This is a genomic window from Streptomyces sp. NPDC059398 (genome assembly GCF_042751845.1).
Lineage (GTDB): Bacteria > Actinomycetota > Actinomycetes > Streptomycetales > Streptomycetaceae > Streptomyces.
Genome location: NZ_JBHYWP010000018.1, coordinates 1 through 12,973, shown reverse-complemented (window position 1 = coordinate 12,973; position 12,973 = coordinate 1). Strand labels below are relative to the sequence as shown.

The following is a 12,973-nucleotide window of genomic DNA, read 5'->3' as shown; positions in this document are numbered from 1 at the left end:
GGCCCCATGTCAGCGTCAGCGATCCGTCTGCTCGTACTCGGAGCGGTCCGCCAGCACGGGTCCGCGCACGGCTACCAGGTCCGCAACGACCTGGAGTACTGGGGCGCCCACGAGTGGTCCAACGCCAAGCCCGGGTCGATCTACCACGCCCTGAAGCAACTGGCCAAGCAGGGCATGCTGCTGGCCCACGAGACGGCTCCCAGCACGGCGGGCGGCCCGCCCCGCACCGAGTACGAGATGACGGCGGCCGGCCGGGACGAGTACCTCAGGCTGCTCCGCGAGGCACTGGTCACGTACGACCAGCGGACGGACGTCATGTCGGCGGCGCTGGGCTGCATCGTCGACCTGGAGCGGGCCGAGGCCGTGGAGCTCCTGAAGGAACGCCTGCGGGCGGTGGAGACCTGGCGGGCCTCGGTCACCGAGCACTACATCCCCGAGGGCGGCCCGCAGCAGCTGGGCCACATCGGCGAGATCATGAACTTCTGGATCCACACGGCGGACGGCGGGGCCGAGTGGACCCGTGGCCTGATCGCCCGGATCGAGAGCGGCGCGTATGTCTTCGCGGGCGAGGGCGAGCCCTTCGTGGGGGTGCTCGCCGACGGCGAGGAGAACCCGTACGCGAGCGGCGAGCCGGACCCCGGCGACAGCGCCTGACAGACGGCACCTGATGGACAGCGCCTGATGGACAGCGCCTGACGGGTGCGGCTCCCGGCCGCCCGGTGACGGGTGCTCAGTGGTGGAACGCGGTGGCCTCCGCCTTGCTCCGCTCCAACGGCCCCGACTGCCGACGCAGTTCGGGAAGGAGCGCCCGGAGGTCGTCCATCAGCAGATCGGACAGGTCCTCGGAGAACCCGTTCCGGCAGACCACCCGGAGCACCGAGAGGTCCTGCCGGTTCTCGGGGAAGGTGTACGCGGGCACCAGCCACCCCCGCTCACGCAGCCGCCGGGACACGTCGAACACGTCAAAGCTCGTGGTGTCGTCCGTGGTGGTGAAGGCGAAGACCGGCAGTTCATTGCCCCGGGTCAGCAGCCGGAAGTCGCCCAGTTCCTCGATCCGGCCGGCGAGCGATTCCGCCACGTCGCGTGTCGACTGCTGGACGGCGCGGTACCCCTCCCTGCCGAGCCGCAGAAACGTGTAGTACTGCGCCACCACCTGCGCGCCAGGCCGGGAGAAGTTGAGAGCGAAGGTCGGCATGTCACCGCCCAGGTAGTTGACCCGGAAGACCAGCTCCTCGGGCAGTTCATCGGGGGAGCGCCACAGCGCCCAGCCGACGCCCGGGTAGACGAGACCGTATTTGTGCCCCGATGTGTTGATGGACGAGACCCGGGGCAGCCGGAAGTCCCAGACCAGCTCCTCGTCGAGGAAGGGGGCGACCATCGCGCCCGACGCCCCGTCGACATGGACGGGGATGTCGAGCCCGGTGCGCTCCTGGAGGGCGTCCAGCGCCGCGCAGACCTCGGCGACCGGCTCGTACGACCCGTCGAAGGTGGAGCCGAGCACGGCCACGACCCCGATGGTGTTCTCGTCGCAGAGGTCGGCCGCGGCCTGCGGGTCCAGGTGGTACCGGTCGCCCTCCATGGGGACCTGCCGCGCCTCGACCTCCCAGAAGTTGCAGAACTTCTCCCAGCAGACCTGGACATTGACCCCCATGACGAGGTTCGGCCGCGCGGTGGCCGGATAGCGGTCCGCGTTCCGCTTCGCCCAGCGCCGTTTGAACGCCATGCCGGCGAGCATGCACGCCTCGCTCGACCCGGTCGTCGAACAGCCGACGGTGGTCGTGGGATCCGGTGCGTTCCACAGATCGGCGAGCATCGCCACACAGCGCCGCTCCAGCTCGGCGGTGCGCGGGTACTCGTCCTTGTCGATCATGTTCTTGTCGCGGCACTCCCCGAGGAGCACGCCCGCCTGCGGCTCCATCCACGTCGTGACGAACGTGGCCAGATTGAGCCGGGAGTTGCCGTCCAGCATCAGCTCGTCATGGACCAGCTGGTACGCGCTCATCGGCGGCAGCGGGTCGTCGGGGAGCCGGTGCTTGGGCGGGGCGGTGTCCATGCCGCCGACGGGGTTCGCCTCGCCGAAGAACGGGTTGACGGCGACGGTGGACGGTTTCCCGGAGCCGTCGGCCCCGTTCGCGCCTCGGTGCAGGGGCATGGTTCGCGTTCGCCTTCCTCTGGGAGCACTCGACTGGGGCTGTCTGTCCGGAGCTGCCTGTCCGGGACCGCACGTCCGGGGCTGTCCGTCCGGGACCGCGGGGCCGGGACCGCGGGGCCGGGACCGCCTGTCCGGAGCGTGCGGGCCGGGCTCGCGGGGCCGGTACGGGGACGGGGCCGGGCGGCTCGTCCCCGTACCGCCCCCGTGGGTCACGTCCTGGCGATGACGACCGCCGTGCCGTAGGCGCAGACCTCGGTGCCGATGTCGGCCGCCTCGGTGACGTCGAACCGCATCGCGAGCACCCCGTTGGCGCCCCGGGCGCGGGCCTGCTCGATGAGCCGTTCCATCGCCTGGTTACGGGTCTCCACGAGGGTCTTCGTCAGTCCCTTCAGCTCACCGCCGATCATCGACTTCAGACCGGCGCCGATCTGGCTGCCCAGATGACGGGAGCGGACTGTGAGGCCGAACACCTCACCGATCACCTGCTGAACCGTGTGTCCGGGGACGTCGTTCGTCGTGACGACCAGAACGTCGGCCTGGGGCGACTGGCCGCCGCCGAAATCCTCGATGCTCATCCGGCACCACCTCCTGGTGATCACCTTGCCCGAATATTCGTATATCGCACCCGGGCGGGAGGGGACGGAACCAGGAACGCCGTGTCGGCGTTGATAACTTTGGCCAGCCATTACCCGCATGGCACCCATGCCGACTGACCCCAGGAGCCCGGAACCCGTGACTACTCTCGCGCTCGGACCGAGCTGGATGGACCCGGACTATCTGATCAGCACCTTCGGGGTGGCCGGTCTGCTGGTGATCGTCTTCGCCGAGTCCGGGCTGCTGATCGGCTTCTTCCTGCCGGGCGACTCCCTGCTGTTCACCAGCGGCCTGCTCGTCACCACCAACAAGCTCGGCACCCCGCTCTGGCTGCTCTGTGTGCTGGTGGCCGTCGCCGCGATCGCGGGCGACCAGGTCGGCTATCTCTTCGGCCGCAAGGTCGGGCCCTCGCTCTTCCGGCGGCCCGACTCCAAGCTCTTCAAACAGGAGAACGTCGAGAAGGCCCACGACTTCTTCGAGAAGTACGGCCCGAAGTCGCTGGTGCTGGCCCGCTTCGTGCCCATCGTCCGGACCTTCACGCCGATCATCGCGGGCGTGAGCCGGATGAACTACCGCTCGTTCGTGATCTTCAACGTCATCGGCGGCACGCTCTGGGGTGTGGGCGTCACCCTGCTGGGCGCGGGCCTCGGCAAGGTCGCGTTCGTCAACGCGCACATCGAGCTGATCCTCGTCGCGATCGTGCTGGTGTCGGTGGTGCCGATCGCGATCGAGTACCTGCGGTCGCGCGGCAAGGCGAAGCAGGAGGGCGGCGCACCGTCCGCCGGTGCACCGGAGAGCCCGGCCGCCCCCAGCGGCCAGCGCGGCCGGCACGCCAAGCGGTAGGGCCACGCCCGGCCCCCGGGTGCGGCCGCCGGACAGCTGTCAGAACCCGCGCGTCCGCTTCGCCGCCCTGCGCTGCCCGCCCACTACACCGGGGGCCCGCATGAAGAGCCGGGAGATCTCACCGCCGAGGTTCACCCCGACCGCGATGGCCAGCGCCAGGGCGGCGGCCTTGGTCAGCGAGGACAGCCCCTTGTTGACGTCGCTGTGCGCGATGTACAGCATCCCGAAGTACGTCGCGGAACCGGGCAGCAGCGGCCCGATCGCCGCGGTGACGTAGGGCAGCGCCGACGCGTACCGGTAGCGCGAGAACAACTGCCCGAACAGGCCCACGAGTCCGGCCGCGACGGCGGTGGAGGGCACCGGAGCGATCTTTCCCGCGTAGTGCATGGCCCCGTAGACGATCCAGGCCACCCCGCCGTTCAGCGTCACCATCAGCACCGTGGAGCGGTCCTGCTGGAGCAGGATCGCGAAGGCGAAGGTCAGCAGCATCGCGGCGCCGATCTGGATGAGGGGCCGGTTGGCGCCCGTCAGCGCGGCCTCCGCGTTGAGCTGGTTGGCACCGAACTGGAGCCCCAGCCAGATCACGATCAGCACACCGATGACGATCGAGATGAAGAAGTAGACGACTTCGAGCAGTCGCGCGGAGGCGGTGATGTAGTAGCCGGTCAGACCGTCCTGGACGCCCGCGACCAGCGCCCGCCCCGGCAGCAGCGCGAAGAGCCCACCGGTGATCACCGCGGAGGCGCGCAGATCGGGCACGTCGGCGAGGGTGAGCGCCACCCCCACCGCGGCGGGCGGCATCGCGGCCACCGCGAACTGGTAGAACTCCGGCAGCCCGCGCCCGGCGAGGTACCAGGCAAGCCGGTCGCCGAGCATCGCACCCACCATCGCGGCGATGAAGACCAGCGCGCCACCGCCGACCAGCACCGATGCCGCACCGGCCAGCAGCCCGTTGGCGGTCGTCAGCGCCCAGCCCGGATAGGGGTGCCGGTTACGGCGGATCCCGGCGAGACCCCGGTACGCCTCCTCCAGCGAGACGTCGACGTCCTCGGACGTGATGTCGTCGATGAGGTGGTAGACGGCCGCAAGCCGCGTGTAGTCGGTACCGCGGCGCCGTACGGTACGGCTCGCGGTCACCGGGTCGTCCACCAGCGACGGCTGGTGCGAGATCGACAGCAGGGTGAAGGTGACGGTCGGCTCGCAGCGTTCGAGCCCGTACGCCTGGGTGACGGCGAACATCGCCGCCTCCACGTCCTCGGCCCCCTCGCCGCCCGCGAGCAGCAACTCGCCGATACGCAGCGTCAGGTCGAGCACACGCGGTACGGCGGGACCCGACTCGTCGTCCTGCTTCTGCGCCGCCTCCAGCGCGGGCCGCTCATGGACCGGCATCCGCAGCATGGTGCGCATCCGGTCCTGCCAGGGCGCCTCCTTGGCCAGCTTGATCATGGGGAAGCCATGGGCCGGGGTGAAGGCGGGCGGGGAGTTCTGGGCGCTGTATGTCTGCGGTGTGGTGAAGGCGGAACCCTCGGGCTCGGACGGCGTCTCGGCGGCCAGCCCCGGCGGCACGGAGAACTCGGACGTGGTGGAGGAGTCCTCGGGACCCGGAGTCTCCGTACCCGTCGGCGGCACGAACGCACTCCGTACCTCGTCCGACTGCGGCTTGCGGTCCTCTGGACCGTCCGTCTCAGCCACTCGCTCCGCTCCCGCCTCTCCTGTTCCTGATCAGCGCCTGCCCAGTATGCGCACGGGTACTGCCTGTACCGCCTCCGGACGCACGGCCCCTACCGCCTCCGGACGCACCGCGGGCGGTGCGCCCGTGAGGGACACACCGCCCGCAGAGGCAGCCTCGGAGCGGACCGGCCGACGGCCGCTACCGGCTCCGGCCGGTCAGTGCGACCCGCCCTGCGCCTGGAGGCGCTTGTACGAGTTCTCGACCTCGGCCTCGGCATCGGCGCGGCCGACCCAGTCGGCGCCCTCGACGGACTTGCCGGGCTCCAGGTCCTTGTAGACCTCGAAGAAGTGCTGGATCTCCAGGCGGTCGAACTCGGACACATGGTGGATGTCGCGCAGGTGCTCCACCCGGGGGTCGGACGCCGGGACGCAGAGCAGCTTGTCGTCGCCGCCCGCCTCGTCGGTCATCCGGAACATGCCGATCGCGCGGCACTTGATGACACAGCCGGGGAAGGTCGGCTCGTCCAGCAGGACAAGGGCGTCCAGCGGGTCCCCGTCCTCGCCGAGGGTGTTCTCGACGAATCCGTAGTCCGCGGGGTAGCTGGTCGAGGTGAAGAGGCGACGGTCCAGACGGATCCGGCCGGTCTCGTGGTCCACCTCGTACTTGTTCCGCGAACCCTTCGGAATCTCGATGGTGACGTCGAACTCCACGGGTGGCTCCTCCATGATCAACACGAACTTCGGGTGGTGCTGCGTCCTGCCGGACCGGCCGGATGCCGTGCGCACGGCGAACGCAGTGGTTAAGTGTCCCCCACGACGATGTGTGATCGCGAAAGGGGCTGCTCCGAGGTGCCGGTGCCGAAGGTGACGACGTGGCAACTCTCGGCGGGCTCCGCCGTGATCGGTCTCGCGCTCGCGGCCGGACTGATCGCGGCGTCAGGACCCTGGGACTCAGGTCAGCGTAAGGCCGAGCGGGACTGGGCCGCCGCCCGGGACCGTACAGGTGGCGCAGATCACGGGCGCCCCGCGCACGGTGCCGCACCGGCCCCCGCGCCCAGCGCGCCCAGCGTGCTCGCCGCGCTCGGCGGCGGCGCCGCACCGACCGCCGAAGGGCTCGGCAGGGCGCTCGGCCGGCTGATGCACGACCCGGGGCTCGGCCCCACCGCCGGCGGCGTGGTGATCGACGCTGCCACCGGCCGGAGGCTGTACGGATCGGACGCCGACCGGCCGATGACCCCCGCCTCCACGGTGAAGCTCGCCACGATGGCCGCGGGCCTCTCCGCGCTCGGTCCCGGACACCGCATCGCGACCACCGTCACCGCGAGCCCCGACGGGAAGCGGCTGACCCTCAGGGGCGGCGGCGACCCGACCCTGGACCGGGACGGCCTGCGGAAGCTCGCCGACACCACGGCCAAGGCGCTGCGCGACCGGGGCGTCGGCTCCGTCCGCATCACGTACGACACGTCGCTCTACTCCGGCCCCGTGCTCCACCCCATCGGCCCCAACGACAACCTCGCCCCGGTCAGCGCCCTCATGACGGACGAGGGGCGGCTGCACCCCGGCACCACGGCGGCCCCCTCGGCGGCGGAGGACGGCGACCACGGCCCGGCCCCGCGCAGCGGCGACCCGGCGGGCGACACCGCCCGTACGTTCGCCTCGCTGCTGGCCGACCGGTCCGTGCACAGCAAGGGGACACCGTCACCGGGGAAGTCCCCCAAGGACGCGAAGCCGGTGGCCAGGACGTACTCGGCGCCGCTCTCGGCGCTGGTCGAGCGGGCGCTCACCAACAGCGACAACGACATCGCGGAGGCCATCGCCCGGCAGACCGCGCTCGCCGTACACCAGCCCGCGAGCTTCGCGGGAGCGGGCCGGGCGGTACGGACCCAGCTGGAGAAGCTCGGCCTGCCGCTGGACGGGGCCCGCTTCGCGGACGGCAGCGGGCTGAACCGGCAGGACAAGGTCACCCCGGCCCTGCTCGCCACCCTCCTCACCCGGGCGGGCGACCCGGCCCGCCCCGAGCTGCGGCCGATCCTCACCGGGCTGCCCATCGCCGGGTTCTCCGGCACACTCGACGGGCGCTACACGGACCCCTCCGGCGCGGGCGGTCTGCTGCACGCCAAGACCGGCACCCTGACCGGGGTGAACACCCTGGCCGGCACGGTGGTGGACGCCCGGGGACGGCTGCTGGCCTTCGCGTTCATGGCCTCGGACACCGCGTCCCCGGTGGAGGCCCAGTCGGCACTGGACCGTCTGGGCACCGCCGTGGCGTCCTGCGGCTGCGCGGGCTGAGACCCGGGCGGTGGCCGACCGCCCGCCCGCAGCGCCCGCCCGGTCACCGCCCGTGCACTGCACTCTCCGGGCAGCCGCTGCGCTCCGGGCAGCCGGTGCAACACCTCACCGTCCGCCGATCCGAGAACGTACGGTTGACGCATGACGCGCATCGGTGGTGCCGAGATGGTCGACTGGAACCTCGCCACGGCGACTGCGACCCGCTTCGCGAAGCAGGGTCCCGAGGTCAGCAGGGACGAGGCCCGAGCGGTGGTGGCGGAGCTGCGCAGGCACGCCAAATCCGCCGAGGAGCACGTCCGTGCCTTCACCCGGATGATCCCGGACGGCACGGACCTGGAGGACACCCCGGTTCTCGTGGTGGACCGCGCGGGGTGGGTCAAGGCCAACGTCGCCGGGTTCCGTGAAGTCCTCAAGCCGCTGCTGGGCAAGATGGAGGACCGGCGCGGCAGCTCACCGGGCGGCGCCGTGCTCGGCGCGGTGGGCGGCAAGGTCACCGGCGTCGAGCTGGGCATGCTGCTGTCGTTCCTCTCCTCCCGGGTGCTCGGGCAGTACGAGACGTTCGCCCCCGCGGGCCGTGACATGCCCGGGGCGGCGGGCGGCGGCGGCCGGCTGCTGCTGGTCGCGCCGAACATCGTCCATGTGGAGCGCGAGCTGGAGGTCGACCCGCACGACTTCCGGCTCTGGGTCTGTCTGCACGAGGAGACCCACCGCACCCAGTTCACCGGCGTGCCGTGGCTGCGCGACCATCTGGAGGGCGAAATCCAGTCGTTCCTCGAAGCGACCGAGGTCGACCCGATGACCGTCCTCGAACGGCTGCGGGAGGCCGCCCAGTCGTTCGCGGGCGGCCGGACCACCGGCGCCGACGCCGGGGAGGGCGACGGCGGCAGCTCACTGGTCGAACTGGTCCAGACCCCCGCCCAGCGCGACATCCTGGGCCGCCTCACCGCGGTGATGTCGCTCCTCGAAGGACATGCGGACTACGTGATGGACGGCGTCGGCCCGCAGGTCGTGCCGTCGGTCGACGACATCCGGGAGAAGTTCCAGAAGCGCAGGGCACAGGGTGCGGGCCGCCTCGACCAGGCGCTGCGCAAGCTGCTCGGACTCGACGCCAAGCTCCGTCAGTACCGCGACGGCGAGCGCTTCGTACGGGCCGTGGTCGAGCAGGTCGGCATGGACGGCTTCAACCGCGTCTGGACCTCGCCGAACACGCTGCCCACCAAGGCGGAGATCGCCGAACCGGCGGAGTGGATCGCGCGGGTGCACGGTAAGGGCGAGACGGCGCCCTGACCCGGCCCCTGGCAGAAGTACGCCGCGGTAATCACCCATCCGAGGGACCGTCGGCGAGGAGTTGGCGTGCGATGCTCGGGTATCGGCCTGGTTCTGTCACCATCTATGCACTCTGTGTGACGCACCCGTCCACCCGAGGCACCCCCCCAACTCCACCGAAGGGCACCGGATATGGGTCCCCATCCTGCGGTCGCAGCGATACGCCTGGCGGTCCGCCGCGTACTCCACGACGTACTCAACGAACAGACGGCCATCGGCGAAATCCCGGCCGGGCGCACGGCCGCCCCGCGTTCCCCAGTTGACCGGGGCGACCGCCCCGGAGGCGCCCCGTCCGAGCCGCACCGGCCGCTGGTGCTGGTCGCGTGCTCCGGTGGCGCCGACTCCATGGCGCTCGCATCGGCCCTGGCCTTCGAGGCCCGCAAACTCCCCGTCCGCGCAGGCGGCGTCACCATCGACCACGGCCTCCAGGACGGCTCCGCCTCCCGCGCCGCTGAAGTCGTCGCACGGCTGGAGAGCCTCGGGCTCGACCCCGTCGACTCCGTCGCCGTGACGGTCGGCAGGACCGGCGGCCCCGAGGCGGCGGCCAGGGACGCCCGGTACGCCGCGCTGGACGCGGTGGCGGAGCGCCGTGGCGCCGCCGCCGTCCTCCTCGGCCACACCAGGGACGACCAGGCGGAGACCGTGCTGCTCGGCCTTGCCCGCGGCTCCGGCATCCGCTCCCTGTCCGGGATGGCGGCCGTCTCGGGGGCGGCCGACCGGTACCGCAGGCCGTTCCTCCAGCTCGACCGCCAGACCGCCCGCAAGGCCTGTCTCGTCCAGCACCTCCCGGTCTGGGACGACCCCCACAACACGGACCCCTCGTACACCCGCTCCCGGCTGCGCCACGAAGGGCTGCCCGCCCTGGAGAAGTCCCTCGGCAAAGGGGTCGTCGAGGCCCTGGCCCGCACCGCACGGCTCTCCCGCGACGACGCCGACGCCCTGGACACCTGGGCGGCCAACGCCGAGGAAGCTGCCAGGGACGAGTCCGGGCAGCTGGAGTGCGCCAAGCTCTACGCCCTGCCGCCCGCCGTACGCAGCCGGGTGCTGCGCCGCTCCGCCATCGCGGCCGGTGCGCCCGCCGGGTCCCTCTTCGCCCGCCACATCGAGGAGCTGGACCGGCTGATCACCGGCTGGCGCGGGCAGGGAGTCATCAACCTCCCCGGCCGCGTCGAGGCTCAGCGGCAGGGTGGCAGACTGGTGATCCGGCAAGGCTGACGCAGAGCTGCGCCGCAAGCCGAAGCACAAGCAACCGAAAGTGGCCCGGGTGAACGAGAAAGACATGGGCACCGACCTCGCGTCGGTGCTCATCACCAAGGAAGAGATCGACGCCAAGCTCGTGGAGCTGGCCGCGAAGATCGACGCGGAGTACGCGGGCAAGGACCTGCTGCTCGTCGGTGTTCTCAAGGGCGCTGTGATGGTGATGGCCGACCTGGCCCGTGCGCTGTCCACGTCGGTCACGATGGACTGGATGGCGGTGTCGTCGTACGGGGCGGGCACCCAGTCGTCGGGCGTCGTGCGGATCCTCAAGGACCTGGACACCGACATCAAGGGCAAGCACGTCCTGATCGTCGAGGACATCATCGACTCGGGTCTGACTCTCTCCTGGCTGCTGTCGAACCTCGGATCCCGCGAGCCCGCCTCGCTGGAGGTCTGCACACTGCTCCGTAAGCCGGATGCGGCAAAGGTCTCGCTCGATGTGAAGTGGGCCGGGTTCGATATTCCGAATGAGTTCGTCGTCGGTTATGGACTCGATTACGCCGAGAAGTACCGCAACCTCCCCTTTGTCGGCACACTGGCTCCGCACGTGTACGGCGGCTGACACCCCGTCCGGCCCTGTCGGGCGCCCGGCATTCAGCCGTGAGCCGAACGGGAACCCTCACCTATTTCCCGCCGTTGGAGCAGGGGAAGGAAGGTTCGTCGGCACTCCCGTGAGGTCGCGGGCGGCCATGCTGAGGTACCGTCCGAAGAACACTCTTTACTCACAGCAGCATTTACCTACGGGCAGGAGGGACGGGGCGTAGTTCCGCCCCGTATGGATGGACGTGAAGCGATACTTCCGTGGGCCGGTCATGTGGATCGTGCTGGCCGTCCTCGCCGTGGTCGTGTTGATGCAGGTCGTCGGCTCGTCGGGCGGCTACAAGTCAGTGGACACCTCCAAGGTCGTCCAGGCGATCGACAAGAACCAGGTCGAGCAGGCCAAGGTCACGACTGGTGACGAGAACGTCATCAAGATCGAGCTGAAGAACGGCCAGAAGCTGGACGGCGAGTCGGGCGGCAAGTTCCAGGCGAACTACATCGGCGACGCGCAGGGCACCGCCCTCGCCGCCAAGCTGCAGAGCAAGGTCGACAGCGGCGACATCGGGAAGGGCTACACGGTCTCCCCGTCGAAGCAGAATCCCTTCGTCGGGATCCTGCTCTCGCTGCTGCCCTTCGTACTCATCGTCGTGGTCTTCCTGTTTCTGATGAATCAGATGCAGGGCGGCGGCTCCAAGGTCATGCAGTTCGGCAAGTCAAAGGCCAAGCTGATCACCAAGGACACCCCCAAGACGACCTTCGCCGATGTGGCGGGGTCCGACGAGGCTGTCGAAGAGCTCCATGAGATCAAGGAGTTCCTGCAGGAGCCGGCGAAGTTCCAGGCCGTCGGCGCCAAGATCCCGAAGGGCGTCCTGCTGTACGGACCGCCCGGAACGGGCAAGACGCTGCTCGCGCGCGCCGTCGCGGGCGAGGCCGGGGTGCCGTTCTACTCGATCTCCGGTTCCGACTTCGTCGAGATGTTCGTCGGTGTCGGTGCCTCCCGGGTGCGTGACCTCTTCGAGCAGGCCAAGGCGAACGCCCCGGCGATCGTCTTCGTCGACGAGATCGACGCCGTCGGCCGGCACCGCGGCGCGGGCCTCGGCGGTGGCCATGACGAACGCGAGCAGACGCTGAACCAGCTGCTCGTCGAGATGGACGGCTTCGACGTGAAGGGCGGGGTCATCCTGATCGCCGCCACCAACCGGCCGGACATCCTGGACCCGGCGCTGCTGCGTCCCGGCCGTTTCGACCGGCAGATCGCGGTCGACCGTCCGGACATGCAGGGCCGTCTGGAGATCCTCAAGGTCCACCAGAAGGGCAAGCCGGTCGCCCCGGACGTCGATCTGGGCGCGGTCGCCCGTCGTACGCCCGGCTTCACCGGCGCCGACCTGGCCAACGTGCTGAACGAAGCGGCGCTCCTCACGGCGCGCGGCAACCAGAAGCTCGTGGACAACGAGTCGCTGGACGAGGCGATCGACCGTGTCGTGGCTGGCCCGCAGAAGCGGACCCGGATCATGTCCGACAAGGAGAAGAAGATCACCGCGTACCACGAGGGCGGACACGCCCTGGTCGCGGCGGCTTCCCCCAACTCGGACCCGGTCCACAAGATCACGATCCTCTCCAGAGGCCGTGCTCTCGGCTACACGATGGTCCTGCCCGACGAGGACAAGTACTCGACCACGCGCAACGAGATGCTCGACCAGCTGGCGTACATGCTGGGCGGGCGCGCGGCCGAGGAGCTCGTCTTCCACGACCCGACCACGGGCGCGGCGAACGACATCGAGAAGGCCACGGCCACCGCCCGCGCGATGGTCACGCAGTACGGCATGACCGAGCGTCTGGGCGCGATCAAGTTCGGGGCCGACAACTCCGAGCCGTTCGTCGGCCGGGAGATGGGTCATCAGCGCGACTACTCGGAAGAGGTCGCGGCGCTGGTCGACGAAGAGGTCAAGAAGCTCATCGAGACCGCGCACAACGAGGCCTGGGAGATCCTCGTCGAGAACCGCGACGTTCTCGACAACCTGGTCCTCCAGCTCCTTGAGAAGGAGACGCTGAACAAGGAGCAGATCGCCGAGGTCTTCTCCGGGATCGTGAAGCGTCCGGCCCGCCCGGCGTGGACGGGCTCCAACCGGCGTACGCCTTCGACACGCCCGCCGGTGCTCTCCCCGAGGGAGCTGGCGCTCACCAACGGCGCTGTCAACGCGGTCACCGCGGGTACCAACGGCACGACCCCCGCGGAGGGCGGCATCGAGTCCGTCCCCGAGGACCGGCCGGAGAGCTGACACCCGGGGCCGCCCGGAGCGC

At 70.3% G+C, this 12,973-nt stretch carries 11 protein-coding genes; 7 read left to right on the top strand and 4 right to left on the bottom strand.

From position 1 onward, the window contains the following. Nucleotides 1–6 precede the first annotated feature (6 nt). A complete protein-coding gene (locus ACFXBC_RS09200; RefSeq protein WP_385020618.1) occupies nucleotides 7–654 on the top strand; it encodes a PadR family transcriptional regulator in 648 nt (215 codons plus the stop codon). A 76-nt stretch (nucleotides 655–730) separates the two neighbouring features. On the opposite strand, the gene ACFXBC_RS09195 is transcribed toward ACFXBC_RS09200, so the two are convergent. Together ACFXBC_RS09195 and ACFXBC_RS09190 are read right to left on the bottom strand one after the other, a co-directional pair. After that, the gene (locus tag ACFXBC_RS09195; protein ID WP_385020615.1) at nucleotides 731–2,152 is read right to left on the bottom strand and encodes a glutamate decarboxylase; all 1,422 of its coding nucleotides are present in this window, start codon (nucleotides 2,150–2,152) and stop codon (nucleotides 731–733) included. Between the two features lie 209 nt (nucleotides 2,153–2,361). After that, complete coding sequence (locus tag ACFXBC_RS09190; RefSeq protein ID WP_385020612.1) at nucleotides 2,362–2,727, bottom strand: YbjQ family protein; 366 nt, start codon at nucleotides 2,725–2,727, stop codon at nucleotides 2,362–2,364. 157 nt (nucleotides 2,728–2,884) lie between these two features. Here ACFXBC_RS09190 and ACFXBC_RS09185 point away from each other — a divergent pair, with 157 nt between their 5' ends. Beyond that, a complete protein-coding gene (locus tag ACFXBC_RS09185; RefSeq protein ID WP_385020609.1) occupies nucleotides 2,885–3,589 on the top strand; it encodes a DedA family protein in 705 nt (234 codons plus the stop codon). A gap of 39 nt (nucleotides 3,590–3,628) precedes the next feature. Here the strand turns inward: ACFXBC_RS09185 and ACFXBC_RS09180 are convergent, their stop codons facing one another. Next, nucleotides 3,629–5,281 (bottom strand): threonine/serine exporter ThrE family protein, encoded by a 1,653-nt coding sequence (locus ACFXBC_RS09180; protein WP_385020606.1) that lies wholly within the window; start codon nucleotides 5,279–5,281, stop codon nucleotides 3,629–3,631. A 195-nt stretch (nucleotides 5,282–5,476) separates the two neighbouring features. Then, nucleotides 5,477–5,971, bottom strand: a complete 495-nt coding sequence (locus ACFXBC_RS09175) for an inorganic diphosphatase (protein WP_164264904.1) — start codon at nucleotides 5,969–5,971, stop codon at nucleotides 5,477–5,479. A 108-nt stretch (nucleotides 5,972–6,079) separates the two neighbouring features. On the opposite strand from ACFXBC_RS09175, the gene dacB reads away from it, so the two are divergent. From dacB to ftsH, 5 genes are all read left to right on the top strand, one after another. Further along, on the top strand, nucleotides 6,080–7,549 hold the full coding sequence (dacB, locus tag ACFXBC_RS09170) for a D-alanyl-D-alanine carboxypeptidase/D-alanyl-D-alanine-endopeptidase (protein ID WP_385020602.1): 1,470 nt from the start codon (nucleotides 6,080–6,082) through the stop codon (nucleotides 7,547–7,549). Nucleotides 7,550–7,690: 141 nt separating this feature from the next. Then, nucleotides 7,691–8,836, top strand: a complete 1,146-nt coding sequence (locus ACFXBC_RS09165; protein ID WP_385020599.1) for a zinc-dependent metalloprotease — start codon at nucleotides 7,691–7,693, stop codon at nucleotides 8,834–8,836. A 171-nt stretch (nucleotides 8,837–9,007) separates the two neighbouring features. Next, complete coding sequence (gene tilS, locus ACFXBC_RS09160) at nucleotides 9,008–10,090, top strand: tRNA lysidine(34) synthetase TilS (protein ID WP_385020596.1); 1,083 nt, start codon at nucleotides 9,008–9,010, stop codon at nucleotides 10,088–10,090. A gap of 64 nt (nucleotides 10,091–10,154) precedes the next feature. Continuing rightward, complete coding sequence (gene hpt / locus ACFXBC_RS09155) at nucleotides 10,155–10,694, top strand: hypoxanthine phosphoribosyltransferase (protein ID WP_385020817.1); 540 nt, start codon at nucleotides 10,155–10,157, stop codon at nucleotides 10,692–10,694. Between the two features lie 217 nt (nucleotides 10,695–10,911). Next, entirely contained in the window at nucleotides 10,912–12,951 is a 2,040-nt protein-coding gene (gene ftsH / locus ACFXBC_RS09150) for an ATP-dependent zinc metalloprotease FtsH (RefSeq protein ID WP_385020594.1), read from the top strand. Nucleotides 12,952–12,973 lie beyond the last annotated feature (22 nt).